Consider the following 15,405-nt stretch of genomic DNA (forward strand, 5'->3'; position numbering starts at 1 on the left):
TGGCCTGTTTTTGACGCTTTGTCAGCTATTATTTTTGAAGCGTTTGAAACTTCATTGTATGTTAATTGGGCTGCTGAGGCGCTGTTGACCAGCACTAGTAAAAATGCCAAGAAAACACCCAAATATAATACTCTCTTCATGATAACACCATAATCCCCCTATAAAACAAAACAAGTATATAAAGGTTACTGTTCTATGGGGGTTTTTCAACAAGAAAAAAATTAAATAGTCCTTTTCATAAACAATTTTAAAAGAAAATGGCTAAAATAAAAAATACGACAAGCAAAAAGCGTTTACGAAGACCTTCGATAAACCTTCCTATAATCCCTTAGCTCCCTATATCAGATGTTTTACACTTTCATGTTCTCATCCTTATTATTACCCTCTTCAATTGTTGCTATTTTTGTCATGGGGGTGCACAATAGCAAAAATTGGCTAAAAAAATGACATATGAACATCTTGCCCAAAGGTGATCTTTCTCATGAATTATAAATGTCGGGAAACTGCCTTTCGGGCTTCATCTGCTATAAAAACTATGGGGATGAATGACATTAAGTATGCCCATTCATTGAATCCGAGGGGTGCGGTTCCAAAAATAGGCTGGAGTTGAGGAACATAAACTATGGATAATAATATTATAAGCTCGAATAGTATTCCCCAGATTATCCAACGATTCTTGAATAAGCCTATTTCAAAAACTGATGATTTCATAGTCTGACATGTTAAAAGATTACCTACCTGGGCCATGACTATACCCGCGAAAACCATTGTAGTGGCCTTAAGGTATAACGGGTTAGTAAAGGCTAATGGTTTTCCCAGTGTCCAGCCACCGTTATAGAGCACCCAAAAGTAGCCTGACATTACAAGAATGGCCTCTATAGCCCCGATGAACAAGTATCCGCGGAGTATAACTGGTAGATTCAGGAGTCGTTCATGGGGTGGTCTTGGAGGTTTGTCCATAACATCGGCTTCAGGGGGGCTTCTGCCGAGTGCCAGTGCGGGTAAAGTGTCTGTTCCAAGGTCTATTGCAAGTATTTGCATTACAGTAATTGGGAGTGGTATTCCAAGCAAGACCATTAGGATGAATGGTACTATTTCAGCGGTTTCATGTGAAAAAATGTAGGTTATAAATTTTCTAATGTTCTCGTAGATGGTCCGTCCCTCTTTAACCGCTTTTACTATAGTGGCGAAGTTATCATCTATTAAAACCATGTCAGCAGCTTCTTTGGCCACGTCAGTCCCGCTTCCCATCGCAACACCTATATCGGCTTTTTTAAGGGCTGGGGCGTCGTTAACTCCGTCTCCTGTCATTGCTACTACTTCTCCTTCGCCTTCTAGGACCTTTGCTATGCGCATTTTATGTCCTGGGACGGTTCTTGCGAATATTATATTACTTTCTCTTTTTAGGAGATCTCTAAGTTCGTCATCTGACATTTTGTCCAATTCTTTCCCTTTTATTATATGGTAGTTTTCATCTGGGATTATCCCTATCTCCTTTGCTATTGCTGCTGCTGTTAGACCATAATCGCCGGTTATCATGATTATCTTGATACCTGCCCTTTGACATTCTCTAACAGCTTCTTTAACATTTTCACGTGGAGGGTCTTGGAGTGCTGTCATCCCTACTAGTATAAGATCTTTTTCGACATTATCTGGTTTGTAATCTTCTAGTTGGTCTGGAAGGTCTCTGTAGGCCATTGCAAGCATTCTGAAGCCTTGAGATGCGAGTTCGTCATGGATTTTTAATATTTCTTTTCTTTTTTCGGTGGTTAGTGGTTCTGGTTTTCCATCAACTGATATCCATTTTGAGAGAGAGATTATTCTTTTTGGGGCGCCTTTCACATATGCGACTTTTTTATGAGGTTTCTGGTGTATTGATGTCATCATTTTCCTCTTGGAGTCAAATGGGAGTTCTGTTATTCTTGGAATCTTCTTCATTTCTTGGTCGCGGTCAAAGCCTATCTTCTTGGCGGCTACTAGTAACGCAGCTTCTGTAGGATCTCCTATAATGTGCCATTCACCACCATCTTGTATTAGTTTAGCGTCATTACAGAATGATGCTGCCCTCATAAGCAGTTTTATTTCGCGCATATCCTTGTGGGTGAGGGATTTACCATCCCATATAAATTTTCCTTTCGGTTCATAGCCTGTTCCTGTTACATCGATTATCTTGTAGGGTACCCATACTTTGCGTACTGTCATCTCATTACGGGTTAATGTGCCTGTTTTATCTGTGCATATTATGGTGGTGGAGCCAAGGGTTTCGACACTGGATAATCTTTTTATGAGAGCGTTATCTTTTACCATTTTGCGAGCAGAAGTCGCGAGGGACAATGTAACAGTTGGAAGCAATCCTTCGGGCACGTTAGCCACCATTAGCCCGATTGCGAAAATAAATGCTAAACTAGGTGGTAACCTTATAATGTAGAGGTTGACTATGAATAGTATTATGCCCATTATGATTGCGATGATTGCTATTATCCTTGCAACACCTGCTATTTGTTTTTGCAAGGGACTTGGTTCTTCTTTAACTTCTTGTGTTAATTCGGCTATTTTACTAAATTCTGTATTTTCACCGGTGCGGTATACTATTGCTTTGCCGGAACCCGCGGTTATGCTTGTACCAGCAAATATTAGGTTGGGTGTTTCGACATAATTGTCATATTCTTCTACTGGATGGGATACTTTTCGCACTGGCTTGGATTCTCCGGTTAGTGTTGAATTGTCAACTTTTAGTTCGTGTGCTTCGATGAGCCTAGCATCTGCTGGTACATTATCCCCTTCTTCTAGGATTAAAAGGTCTCCTGGGACAATGTTCTCGGCCAATGTTTCGAATTCTTCACCGTCCCTTATAACCTTTGCTTTTAAGGGTAGAATCTCTTTAAGGGCCTCGGCTGCTTTTTCGGCTTCATATTCTTGCCAGAAGCTGAAAATGGCATTGATGATAATAACGGAGATTATGGCAACTCCTAACTGTGGAGTGCCTGATATAAAGGCAAGGAAACTAGCAGCCCATAAAATCAGGGCTAGGATATTGTATAGGTTCTCTAGGAAATTGAATATAATAGGTTTCTTTTTAACTTCTTTTAATTTGTTGGGCCCATATTTTTTTAGGCGTTTTTCGGCCTCTGAATGGCTTAGACCATTTTTTGTTGTTTTTAATTTTTTTAGGACTTCTTCTTCAGGTAATTGATATATTTTCATATTTTTCACTTGAAATGCATCTCTTATTTATGGGTTTATTTGCATATTATGGTTATTATATCTCTATCTTGGAGTTTGTAGTCTGAGGCTATTCTCATTTTTTTCCGGGCATCTATTGCATGCATGAAAGAATCTCCTATTTCAGTATGTATTAAATATGCGAGGTCACGGGGTTTAGAGCCTCTGGGGATGAGAAATGCGTCTGGTAATATGTTACCTTCTTTGTCTGATAATTTATGTTCGTCCTCTACTGGGTAGACTACTATCATGTCAAGTAGGTCGAACACTGCCCTGTTAAGGGCTTCTTGTATACCTGTACTCCCATAAACTTTTAAAACATTTTCTCTTATGTATTCAAGTGCACTTAATTGCTTTTTGGTGAGTTTACCCTCATCTAATATCTTGAAATCACCATCACCTGGCGTATAGTCTATTAGACCAGCCTTGGCAGCTCTTTTCAGTGCCAATTCAGCCTCTGCAGATGTTGGGACAACATTAGGATACTTCTCCTTTAATCTTTCTATGTTCTCCCGTGCAGATGCCATGTCGGCCTTATTTGCAACTATAAGACTGGGTTTCGCGATTTTGAGAAGTTCGTCCACGAATACAAGCAAATCTTCGTTACTCCATGAATGGTAGTCTTTTCCAACCTTTCTTGAAGCTTCGATAACATCCTCAACACTCACACCTACACCTGAAAGTTGTTCATAGATAACCTTTGCCATGTCGATCTTCTCAGAGGTTGCCTTTCTAATCAATCGATCCCAGTTTTTACCTATTATACCATAAAGCCACATAAGAATTTCTTTTTCGAGAAATTCAACATCCTTGATGGGATCATAACTCCCCGGTTCTACTGGTCTCCCTTCTTCATCGGTAGAACCAGAAGCATCTACCACATGGAGAAAAACACTAGCTTGTCTTAGATCATCAAGGAACTTATTCCCAAGTCCCCTACCCTCATGGGCTCCTGGAACGAGACCAGCAACATCTATAAGTTCGACGGGTATGAAACGAACACCATCTTCACAAATGGAATTTTTAGGATTACATTTTATATTGAATTCTTTACATGGGCACTGTGAAGTTACATATGCCACTCCCCTGTTCGAATCTATAGTAGTGAAAGGATATGATGCAACTTCTGCTTTTGAAAGAGTAGCTGCATTAAAAAACGAAGATTTACCTACATTAGGTTTTCCTGTAATCCCAATCTCTATCATCATACCACACACTAAAAAATTCATCCAAACTATTTTCCCCTTACCTAAATAATATAAGATGTGTGCTTAAATATAAAATTAGCACATGAAAAATTAAAGGGAGGATTTCTTCAGTGGTACTATATCTTGTGGGGGCCGGGCCAGGATCACCAGATTTTGTAACACCAGCAGCGAAAAAAGCGGTTAAAAAATCTGACCTAGTCGTTGGAAGTGAAAGAGTCCTAAAATTATTTGATGAAAAAAAGGAAAAGATAACACTTAATGGTGAAAATGTCAAGGAAAGATTAGAAGAGGCTGTTAAAAGAGCTTCTAAAGGCGAGACGGTTTCAATCATTTCAACAGGGGATCCTGGATTTTCAGGCGTCTTAAATCCAGTTAATGAAATCATGAAAAAACTTGATATAGAAGTTGATGTTCAAGTTATCCCTGGTATCAGTTCAATCCAATTGTGCGCGGCCCGACTATTACTACCATGGAACAATGCAGATATCTTAACATTACATGGAAGAAAAGATGATGGAATACTCAAAGTCATTGACAATGGAAGACCCACAATCATATTACCATCAAAAAATCCTAGTGAAACAGCATCATTCCTAATAAAAAACGGCGTAGATCCCCAGAGAAAAGTTGCAATATGTGAAAGGCTAAGTTACCCTGATGAACGAGTCATGAGAATAAAACTAAAAGATGTTAAAAATTCAAAGTTCAGTTACATGTGTGTCATGGTGATATATTAGGAGACATCCAATTTCAATTATCTCTTTCATTTTTTTAGATTTGGTTCGACAATTAACAAACGTCCTATTTTTGACTCTCTCTGATTTTCTTCGTTCAACTCTTCAGAGCAAAAAAGATGGATTTTTCCCTAATTTAAAAATTTGCTCGATTGACATCCTAGTTTTTTGTGACTTCAATGTTGGAGGGCTAGTTTTTAGATGGTCTACCTTTTAATTTGAAAAGCGAATAATAGTCTTGCCTTGTATTTGAATGTTTAGAGCGATTTTCCACTAAATAATAGAAACTTGAGTCTTTTGAACTCATTTTCAACCACTTCTATGGCCTTTTTCTTATTCAGTTGGTGTTGAATGTTCTGTAAAATCCAATAAAAGTAGACTTGCGAGTCAGTTCCACTCTGTATATGTCTACCATATTCTCATGGAGGGTAGAAGACTTTTTTTGTTTACTGAACCATTATTTGGCAGATATCCCTTTGAATGGATAGGAATTCGCTTGGCTTGATGGGGGCATCCCCTTTCTTAAGTGGGCTATGATTATCTTTAAGGTAATTGGATAATCTTGGAAAGTGAGAGCTTTCATCAGCTACTGATATGCTTTGTCTCCCACGCGAGTAGAATTTTTCATTGAAACATGAAATTATACTTTACTTTGTTATCTTATTTTTTTGACTGAGTATTATATCAAAATATTTAAATGTATAAAATTATAAGTTAGTTTATGGTATGTGAAGATGCTACTAGACTTCGTACTATCCTTGGATTAGAAGCATCACCAGTAGGTGTTAAATTCATCAAAGATAAGATGCCAGAGAATGCTAAGGTATTGAAAAAACACAGATATTGTCAAGGTGTCATGAAAGCAAGAAAAGGAGAAGAAGTATTGCTCCCAGGAGATGAAATTTCTTGTCCGGCAGCAGCACATGTATTCGGATTCAAGGAACTCCCAAAGAAACTCGAGGAAGGCCGTGGACTCGTTGGTTTCGGGATAGTTGATAAACCAGATACAGGCGCTAAAATGTTCCAGGGCATGAAAAAGTTAAAAAGGGGATTCTGTAATGCAATATATCTTTACCCCCTCGATAAAGTTGATGAAGGACCCAATGTGGTCATTGTAGAAGATCTTCCAGAAAGACTCATGTGGATAGCCCTAGCATACCTAAATCTTCTAGGCGGTGAAAGGATAAGAAGCTCCACAGCAGTTCTCCAAGCAGTCTGTGTGGATTCGACAATAATCCCCTTCCTAGAATCAAAACTTAACATGACCTATGGATGCTACGGATGCAGAGAAGCAACAGACATCAAAACAGAAGAAGCCATACTAGGCTTTCCAGGAAAAATACTCCCCAGGATAGTTGAAAAATTAGAATATTTAAAAGAAAAGGCCATACCACGGGCCAGAGCAAAAAAAGCTTTTAAATCGCTTGAAAGGAGATGATAGCATGGCATGGTTTGCAGGTGTTCCACGGGAAGAAATAGAATGGTATCCTACCATAGACCCTGAAAAATGCCTGAAATGTGGAATGTGCATGAATTGCGGACAAAATGTTTATAAATGGACCAAGGACGGGCCAGTGGTTGCACAACCTTACAAATGTGTTGTTGGTTGCACAACCTGCGAAACACTTTGTCAAGGAGAAGCAATAAGCTTCCCAGACAAGCAAAAACTCCGTGAATTCTACGAGGAACATGGTATCTGGGCAAAAGTCAAAAAAGAACTCAAAAAAGAAGGTAAATTAGAGCCCCAAGAATAAAGGAAGGCAAAATGATGAAACTTACATATATCCCAGCAGCTTACATAACCCATTCCAAAGGCAAATACAATATAACAATAGAGCTGCCAGGAGTTAAAAAAGAGAATATAAACCTTGAAATCACAGAACAAGGATTCTGTTTAAATGCAAAAGGCGCAAATTTCAGATACAGTGGTTGCTGGGCGCTCGCCCATAGAGTAAACCCAGAAGATGTGAAGGCTAAATTCGAGAACGGACTACTAACTATAAAAATAGGGTTAAAAGAGCCGCTTGAAGGCCGTAAAATCGAAATCAGATAAATTGGTCAATTAATTTCTTTCTTTTTTTAGAACATTAGTAGGATGCCCCGGCCTGTGCCCCATATTATGCTAATTGCCAATACTAAGATGACGAATACTGAAACAGAACTTACAATATGATCTACTAAATTATTGGGTAGTTTGGATTTTAAAAGTTCCTCGAACATTAGACCCCCGTCGAGTGGCTTTGCAGGTAGTAGATTCACCGTCCCCACTGCGAAATTGAGTATTGAAATCCAGAAGAACAAATCTTGGAGGTAGAGGAGTAAAGTTGGGATTTCATCTCCCCATATCGATTTTATGGGCTCCTTCACTTCAAAGTTATTAGTGCTTCTTATACCAATATAGGGTCTGCTTGCATTATTTGGGTTTCTTGAGGTCTTTAAATTGAAGATACCTTGATCTGTTTGTATTGTTATAACTTCCCCAATCTTTATATCCTTTAAAACCTTCTCATAATTGGTCAGATTATTAGTAGGCTTGCCATTGATACTTTTTATCACCATACCATCTTTTAGCACGTGACTGGCTGGACTCCCTGGTACCACACTTTTTATTTGCACGCCATCTATCTCAAAGGTTGAGGGCACGGCATAGGATGAAATGCCAACAAATACGAGTAGGCATAAAAATGCTATTATAAGGTTTGCGATGGATCCTGCTGCGTATATTCTCAGCCTTGGGAGCCTCTTTAACTTTTTAATATCATCTTCATCTGGTTCTACGAAAGCCCCTGGTATTATTGCAAGTAAGAGTAGGCCAATGGATTTTATTTTCACCCCTTCGACCCTTGCCAGTATCCCATGTGCAAATTCATGCACTATTATTACGATTACTAGTCCTATCAGTCCATATGATAATGGGACGAATAGGGGGCTTCCTGGGATATCCACTCCTGGGACGATTAAAGATGCTTGTGGTTGCACGAAAATGTCCTTGAGGGATGCTATGATGGCATATAACATGTAGAACATGAAAAAGAAGGCTATGGGAATGCCTATATTCACGCTCCATTTCCAGAATCTAGAATACCTTTGGGCTATCCTATCAATAAGACATCTCATCCTCTTTGTTTTGCGCATGAGGAGGGGTCCATAAACTTCAATCTTTAATTTTTTCCTGAATAATAATGCTAAAGTCCATATGAGTACAAAAACGATCCCATAGAATAATAGAATATCCATAACCCTTACACCTTAGATTTTGAATGAATTGAATAAGAGTACATTGCACTTTGAGTTTTTATCTATTCCTTCGCTGTTTTCTTCTATCACAATATAACTGTTTGATTTTACCATTGATTTTATGATCCCCGACCCACTTATAAGTATCGGTTCGACTATTTTATTATCTGTAAATGCACGTATGTAATCTGTCCGCCCAAGCTTGGATGGGGTTTTACGTTGACATATCCTCTCAACTAGCTGATGCTCATAGTTGATATTCTGCATCCTTAACAGATAATATCTTACGAAAATGTCAAATTGTACCATAGCAGCCACAGGATACCCTGAGAGCATGAACACGGGCTTATCCTCTACCAGACCAAAAGCTAGTGGTTTTCCTGGTCTCATTGCAACTCCATGGAAGATGACCCGGCCAAGCTTGTCAACTGTATCCACTACGATATCGCCTTTGCTAATGGCGGTTCCACCAGTTGTTATTATCATATCATATCCTTGAATGTTCTCTTCGATCTTTTCCTCCAACACTCTAGGATTGTCTGGTGAATGTTCAACAGTCGGTGATGCCTTTGCACTTTCAACAAGCGCCTTAAGAGTATACTTATTAGAATTTATTATATTTCCTGGTCTTGGTTTTGTCCCGGGTTCCACGAGTTCATCGCCTGTGATGATAATCTTAACTCTAGGTTTTTTATAAACTTCAATGGTATCATAGCCTGCGGATGCTGTGATTGCAAGTTCTTGGGGGCGCATAACAGTTCCTGGTTCCAGTATGGTTTCACCAGCTTTTACATCCTCTCCTCTTGGCGCGATGTTTTCACCTGGACTAGTGGGCTGTAAAACCTCGATTTTATCCCCTATTTTGTAAGTGTATTCTTCCATGACCACAGCATCTGCACCTTCAGGTATTGGGGCGCCAGTGGCTATCTTAACAGCCTCCCCTTCTTTAAGTTTAACATTTGAAACCTTACCCGCACCAATTGAATCTATAACCTTTAAAGTTATAGGATTATCCGCCCTGGCCTGGAATGTGTCCTTTGCCTTTATAGCATAACCATCCATGGCAGCCTTATCAAAGGGTGGTGAATCCAACTTTGAAATTAATCTCCTAGAGTTCACACGGCCATGGGCATCGATAAGATCGATGGTCTCCTCACTGGTGAGCCTTTGGTTTTCATCTAATAATCTGAAGGCTTCTTTCACTGGTAAAAGTTCACTTATAAACATGAAGATCCTCTCCTATCATATTAATATTTTATTAATGAATATAATTTTTAGGTGGAAATCAGAGAGTTTAGATTGACATGATAGAAGTGGAATCTCTTAGAAAAAGTTTCGGAAAGATAATAGCATTGGATGATATCAGTTTCCATGTGGATGAGGGCGAGTTATTGGGTATTATAGGCCCTAATGGGGCTGGTAAAACCACTGCCATCAGGATAATTGCTTGTATTTTACATCCTGATAAGGGTAAGGTTAGAGTAGCTGGATTAGATGTCACACATGATCCTATTAAGGTTAAGTCTATGATAGGCTATCTCCCGGAGGAGCCGAACCTCTATGAACGGTTCACAGCAAGAGATCTTCTCAAATACTTTGGTGAATTATATGGGGTTCCAGGGGATGTTCTCGATGATAGGGTTAATGAATTATTGGAACTTGTGGGCATGGAGGACAGGGCGAATGATCCTATAAACACGTTCTCTAAGGGGTTGAGACAGCGTATTGGGATAGCTAGGGCGCTTGTACATGATCCTCCTATCCTCATATTGGATGAGCCTACAATGGGCCTCGACCCGGCCACAGCAGCTTCTATAAGGGAATTTATAAGGGAACTCAAAGGTGATAAGACTATGATACTCTGCACTCATTACATGGAAGAAGCTGACTACCTCTGTGACAGGGTCGCTATTTTGAATCAGGGGAGAATATTAGATGTGGGCACGCCCCGGGAGCTTAAATCGAAGATAAAAGGCGATCTGACATTGGAGATAAGTCTCATCGACCCTAGTAGAGTTGACATAAACCTTCTAGAAGTGGAGGGTGTGAAGAATATAAGATTGGATGGGAATAGGCTCGAGATTTCATTTAAAAATAGGAGTATTATCCCAACTATTATAGGAATTTTGGGGGAGAATGTTTATTCTGTGAATACAAGGGAAACTAGCCTGGATGATGTTTTCATAGAAATGGTTAAGGGTTCATGATGTGGACTATAACAAAATGGGAGATCAAAAGCACATTCAAAAGCCGCAAATTCCTCTTCATCTTCATATTCCAGATAGTCACATTATTCTTAATAATATTCATTTTTAGTGGCGTACTCCAGATGATGAACACAACTGAGGAAATCACATTAACCCCTTCACTAGGTGAATTCGTATCCTTGGATGTTAATGACCCCTCTGGGATCATCAGAGATGAACTCAACCCCAAGGCTGTTATGATACACCCTACAAGTATAAGATCCCCAAGAGAAAATTCACTTTTACTTGTGGATGAATACAATGGACTACCATTGAATGCAAGCTTATTCCTAGATTATTCAACTCCAATGAGAAATGTTGTAAAAGAGGAGGTGGAAAGTGCGGTTGAAAGGTCCTCAAGGAAAATAGCCAACCAGATCATAACATCCATGAAAAAGGAACAAGTTAATGTTAAAGAAGAAGCTGTGGGTGAGTCACTGCCATTAAAACTTGTGAATAAGGTGATGGTTGCGATACTCCTAATCCTGCCTTTGTTTATGTTTGGGAATCTTATCATTGACAGTATCACGGGAGAGAAAGAAAGGAAAACGGGGGAATCACTTATTGCAATGCCAATCCCCCGGAGTCATATTATACTGGGAAAATCTCTTGCAGTTATAATAATAATGGGCGTTCAATTACTTATATGGATGATTATAATATGGGTTGGGTTTAGAATACCTAACGCCCTCATCATATATTTGGTTCTTCTTCTAACCGCATTCCCAGTTGTGGGATTTACAAGTTTGGTTGCTGTTTATTCCAAGAATTACAAGGAAGCTGGTATAGGTATAACATTAGCTTATATAATTATTATAGGTTTTCTTATAGTCCCAGCACTTGCATATATTTCCCAGAAGAGTGGTTTAGGCCCCTTAATTCTCATAATAAAGCTTCTAAGTTTAGAAAATATAACAATATTTGATATGGTATCAACGGTTTCGATTTTGATTTTTAGTAGTGTGATCTTTTATGGTTTGGCGGTGTGGCTTTTTGAAAAGGATGATATAATATTCGGTCCCCGTCCAGGTGTTTTAAGGCTATTAAGGGGTTTTCTATGAAATTGGTGGCATTATCAAGAAAGGAGGCATATGATATCCTCACGAATAGGGTCTATGTATTCCTCGTGATTGTACAGGTTATTATACTACTTGGAAGTTTCGCCCTTGCCAGTGTAAGCTCAATTGCATTAGACCCAGGGTTAATAGATAAGTGGGGTGGAGGTCAATTCTTGAAGGTTGGCGCACCTGAAGATATAAAGGGGACGATCCTTGAAAAAAATTTGAAGGAAGAAAATTTGAAACTTGTCTATTATAGTGATCTTCAAAGCGCGAATAGGGCACTTGGTTCGGAAACATCAGCTACGGTATATCTGGGTGAGGATGGGAATGTTAGGGTGAACATAGATGCTGGGAGCATATTCTACACTATATTATCTGAGAAGATACGAAGGGCAGCGGAATCATATAATATAGAGAAGAGCCTTGATAATCTTCCAAGTGAGGAAATAAGCAAGGTTAAGGAGCCTATTAGGCTTAGTATAGTTGAGATGAACGAGGAGAGGCATGTGGAGGTCGCCCTTGAAAGTCCGTATTTTGTTGGGATTATGTATGGTTTCATGGTACCTTTTATACTTTTTTTACCTTTCTTCCTTGGTAGTAATATCGTTACTGATAGTATTGTTGGTGAAAAGGAGAGGAAGACCTTTGAAGTGCTTCTTATGGCACCTCTATCACCATCCATGATAATAATTGGTAAGATAATCCCTGTAGTTTTATTTTCTATTCTACAGAGTTTGGCATGGATTATTATCTTGTGTTTGCTCCATGTCCCACTTTATAATTTGCCTTTGATTGTTTTGCTGGTCCTTTTCATGGCCTTTGGATTTGCGGGTGTTGGAGTGTTTGTTTCGAGTTTGGTTGACAGTACGAAGGAGGCTAATTCCGCGATAACCATCATACTTTTCATTGCAACATTTATACTTTTTGTGCCACTTTTTATGGATGTGGGTTTCCTAGGACCCTTCCTAGATTTTATACCAACTGTAATATTAGTGAAACTTTCAACCAGTCAATCTGTTGGAGGAGTTATCTGGGATATGATACCTTCTTTGATCTTTTCCCTTTTGGTATTTATTTTTTCCACTCTTTCATTCAAAAGGGAAGGCTTAATAAGATTATAAAAAAGGTGGAATGGTGGTGGGGTTAGATGTTGAGGTACTTTTCTATTTCGTATTTGAATACTTGGATTCTGTATTCGTCCCATTCTTTATGTTTTATTTCCATGAATTTTTCATAGATATGGTCTCCAATGGCTGATTTTATGACATCATCTTCTTCAAGTGCATGGTATGCTTCCCACAGACTTGATGGTAACGTTTCTATACCTCTCTCTTCAAGTTCTTTTAGGTTTAGTTTGAATACATCGAATTCAACTGGTTCTCCAGGGTCTATTTTATTCTTCACACCATCCATTCCAGCCTCTAACATGGCAGCGAATGCAAGATAGGGATTGCATGATGGATCGGGTGCTCTGAATTCGACTCGGGTACCTTTGCCACGGGATGCAGGTATTCTTATAAGTGTTGACCTGTTTTTGAAACCATAGGCAATATACACAGGGGCTTCATATCCTGGGACTAATCTCTTATATGAATTGACTGTCGGTGCACATATTGCAGATAATGCTCTGGAATGCTCTAACAGACCCCCTATAAAGTACATTGCCGTTTCTGATAATTGTGTGGGAGTGTCGGGATCGTAGAATATGTTTTCACCATCTTTGAAGAGTGATTGGTGGCAGTGCATGCCACTTCCATTTTCTCCGAAGAATGGTTTTGGCATGAAGGTTACAAGGTAACCCATCTTATCTACTATTGCTTTTATAGCCTGTTTGAATGTTATAACAGCATCTGCAGTTTTTAAGGCGTTGTCGAATTTGAAGTCGATCTCGTGTTGTCCTGGGGCCACTTCATGGTGGCTTACTTCAATGTCAAAGCCTAAGGCTTCCAAGTCCATTACTAGTTTTCTTCTGAAGTCTGTTCCTTGGTCTATTGGTTCAACATCGAAGTACGCGCCTGTGTCAAGGGGTATTATGTTCCCTTCATCGTCATAATCGAGTATGAAAAATTCTGGTTCTGGACCCACATTATATTCATATCCTAATTTCTCGTATTTCGATAGGACTCTTTTTAGGGCGTATCTTGGATCGCCTTCGAATGGTTTGCCATCTGGCCAGTATACGTCGCATATGAATCTGCATACACCTTTTTCCTCTGGTCTCCAAGGTAGTGTGGAGAATGTTTCTAGTTCTGGTTTTAACACGAGGTCGCTTTCGTTTATGTCTACGAAGCCTTCGATTGAAGACCCGTCGAATAATATGCCCTCTTTCATTATGTCTTCTAGTTGGTCTGCTCTAATTAGGGGGATGGCCATGTTTTTGGCTGCCCCGTGTATGTCTACGAATTGTAGTCTGACGAATTTTATGTCGCATTCTTCTACTTTTTCCATGATTTTTTCGATTTTATCATCCATAGAATACCTCCATTGACCGGAAGTATATTTCCTCCTAGTGTTATATATACTTTGTTATAATTCCACAATCTTAAAGGGGTCATCCTTTAAAAGGTCAAAGGTTAAAAGTTTGGGAGCCCATATAACACTACCCTTACCCGTTAAAAGCTTTAAAGCCTCAAATGATTCTATACAACCAACAATATTCGGCACCGGCCCTATAACTGGCGGAATTTCACCTTCTAAGCGCTGAACTTTCTCTTTAACTTCATCTGTTAATCTAAGACCCTTTGAAGGTAATTTAAAAACTTCCTCATAGGATGGTGTCCTATCTCCAAATACGGTCACTTGGCCCATTGAAGCATGCACGGCCCCGTGTACAAATGGTATTTTGGATCTTTTACACTCTCTACTAACTATGATCCTTGATATGATGTTATCCATGGCGTCAATCACAACATCACTATTTTCTATGATTGTATTTACATTGTCCTCATTAACTTCACAATTAAAAGTCTCGATTTCAATGAATGGGTTTATCTTCCATATCCTTTCTTGGGTAACGGTTACCTTTGGCTTTCCAATATTATGAAAATTACTCATTAACTGCCTGTTGATATTAGATATGCTGAAGGTGTCCTTATCTACGATAGATAGTGATCCTACACCCATTCTAACTAGCATTTCAATGGCGGCGCCGCCAATACCCCCACATCCAATTACTGCAACCCTACCCTTATTTAGCTTTAACTGTTCATTCTTTTTCAGAAAACCCATCTGTCTAGTTATTATCTCCCAATAGGTTAAGCCCTCATATCTTCTTGGCATCTATGCCACCTTTAATCCTCCCATGAATGGGGGGGAATCTCTGAGAATCATAGGATGATTATCCTTTAGTTTACTATTACTATAAAAATTTATCAAAGCATTTGAAGAAAAGAAGAATGATAGCTTTAAGTTTATGCCGGGGGCGGGGTTCGAACCCGCGACCTCACGGTATCCCAGGTAAGGGTTAGAGCAAGTTATTCTACCCTATGAGCCGTGCGCTCTAACCAGCTGAGCCACCCCGGCTTTTGCCTACAAAAAAACCAATATTTTATCCAGTGAAAATTATTCATTGTTAATTAGAAGTGACATCTTTGAATATCAGTATTGGCTATTGAATGGTAAATTTCATGTGAAGCTGGCTTTTTTTCTCATAAGCGGACTTTGAAGTAAGTATTGGCTTCTAGAACCCTTTTGTAGG

13 protein-coding genes and 1 tRNA gene are annotated in these 15,405 nt (G+C 39.2%); 7 read left to right on the plus strand and 7 right to left on the minus strand.

The window, feature by feature from the left end; genetic code table 11:
• Positions 1-486: 486 nt before the first annotated feature.
• Positions 487-3,204 carry a cation-translocating P-type ATPase gene (locus DPC56_RS03890; protein ID WP_112093764.1) on the minus strand — a complete coding sequence of 906 codons (2,718 nt, stop codon included), beginning with the start codon at positions 3,202-3,204 and terminating at the stop codon, positions 487-489.
• A gap of 35 nt (positions 3,205-3,239) precedes the next feature.
• A complete protein-coding gene (locus DPC56_RS03895; protein ID WP_112093930.1) occupies positions 3,240-4,427 on the minus strand; it encodes a redox-regulated ATPase YchF in 1,188 nt (395 codons plus the stop codon).
• 113 nt (positions 4,428-4,540) lie between these two features.
• On the opposite strand from DPC56_RS03895, the gene DPC56_RS03900 reads away from it, so the two are divergent.
• From DPC56_RS03900 to DPC56_RS03915, 4 genes are all read left to right on the plus strand, one after another.
• The gene (locus tag DPC56_RS03900; RefSeq protein ID WP_112093765.1) at positions 4,541-5,167 is read left to right on the plus strand and encodes a cobalt-precorrin-7 (C(5))-methyltransferase; all 627 of its coding nucleotides are present in this window, start codon (positions 4,541-4,543) and stop codon (positions 5,165-5,167) included.
• Between the two features lie 718 nt (positions 5,168-5,885).
• Positions 5,886-6,602: a DUF169 domain-containing protein gene (locus DPC56_RS03905; RefSeq protein WP_112093766.1), complete on the plus strand. Its 717-nt coding sequence runs from the start codon at positions 5,886-5,888 to the stop codon at positions 6,600-6,602.
• Positions 6,603-6,606: 4 nt separating this feature from the next.
• On the plus strand, positions 6,607-6,918 hold the full coding sequence (locus DPC56_RS03910) for a 4Fe-4S dicluster domain-containing protein (protein WP_112093767.1): 312 nt from the start codon (positions 6,607-6,609) through the stop codon (positions 6,916-6,918).
• Positions 6,919-6,932: 14 nt separating this feature from the next.
• The gene (locus DPC56_RS03915) at positions 6,933-7,217 is read left to right on the plus strand and encodes an Hsp20/alpha crystallin family protein (RefSeq protein WP_181454382.1); all 285 of its coding nucleotides are present in this window, start codon (positions 6,933-6,935) and stop codon (positions 7,215-7,217) included.
• A 26-nt stretch (positions 7,218-7,243) separates the two neighbouring features.
• Here DPC56_RS03915 and DPC56_RS03920 read toward each other — a convergent pair whose 3' ends face one another.
• Both DPC56_RS03920 and DPC56_RS03925 read right to left on the minus strand, forming a co-directional pair.
• Positions 7,244-8,401 carry a site-2 protease family protein gene (locus DPC56_RS03920; protein WP_112093769.1) on the minus strand — a complete coding sequence of 386 codons (1,158 nt, stop codon included), beginning with the start codon at positions 8,399-8,401 and terminating at the stop codon, positions 7,244-7,246.
• A gap of 12 nt (positions 8,402-8,413) precedes the next feature.
• Entirely contained in the window at positions 8,414-9,628 is a 1,215-nt protein-coding gene (locus DPC56_RS03925) for a molybdopterin molybdotransferase MoeA (protein ID WP_112093770.1), read from the minus strand.
• 77 nt (positions 9,629-9,705) lie between these two features.
• On the opposite strand from DPC56_RS03925, the gene DPC56_RS03930 reads away from it, so the two are divergent.
• The 3 genes from DPC56_RS03930 to DPC56_RS03940 are packed head-to-tail and all read left to right on the plus strand — an operon-like array spanning position 9,706 to position 12,829.
• Positions 9,706-10,608: an ABC transporter ATP-binding protein gene (locus DPC56_RS03930; RefSeq protein WP_112093771.1), complete on the plus strand. Its 903-nt coding sequence runs from the start codon at positions 9,706-9,708 to the stop codon at positions 10,606-10,608.
• Positions 10,605-11,708 carry an ABC transporter permease gene (locus DPC56_RS03935; RefSeq protein ID WP_112093772.1) on the plus strand — a complete coding sequence of 368 codons (1,104 nt, stop codon included), beginning with the start codon at positions 10,605-10,607 and terminating at the stop codon, positions 11,706-11,708. Before DPC56_RS03930 ends, DPC56_RS03935 begins: the two co-directional genes overlap by 4 nt.
• On the plus strand, positions 11,705-12,829 hold the full coding sequence (locus DPC56_RS03940) for an ABC transporter permease (RefSeq protein ID WP_112093773.1): 1,125 nt from the start codon (positions 11,705-11,707) through the stop codon (positions 12,827-12,829). The genes DPC56_RS03935 and DPC56_RS03940 overlap by 4 nt, the downstream gene beginning before the upstream one ends.
• Before the next feature lie 22 nt (positions 12,830-12,851).
• Here DPC56_RS03940 and glnA read toward each other — a convergent pair whose 3' ends face one another.
• From glnA to DPC56_RS03955, 3 genes are all read right to left on the minus strand, one after another.
• Positions 12,852-14,180, minus strand: a complete 1,329-nt coding sequence (gene glnA, locus DPC56_RS03945; protein ID WP_112093774.1) for a type I glutamate--ammonia ligase — start codon at positions 14,178-14,180, stop codon at positions 12,852-12,854.
• Between the two features lie 54 nt (positions 14,181-14,234).
• Entirely contained in the window at positions 14,235-14,987 is a 753-nt protein-coding gene (locus DPC56_RS03950; RefSeq protein WP_112093775.1) for a HesA/MoeB/ThiF family protein, read from the minus strand.
• Positions 14,988-15,121: 134 nt separating this feature from the next.
• A tRNA-Met gene (locus DPC56_RS03955) sits at positions 15,122-15,230 on the minus strand.
• Positions 15,231-15,405 lie beyond the last annotated feature (175 nt).

Source organism: Methanothermobacter tenebrarum (assembly GCF_003264935.1).
In the GTDB taxonomy this organism is placed as follows: Archaea; Methanobacteriota; Methanobacteria; order Methanobacteriales; family DSM-23052; genus Methanothermobacter_A; species Methanothermobacter_A tenebrarum_A.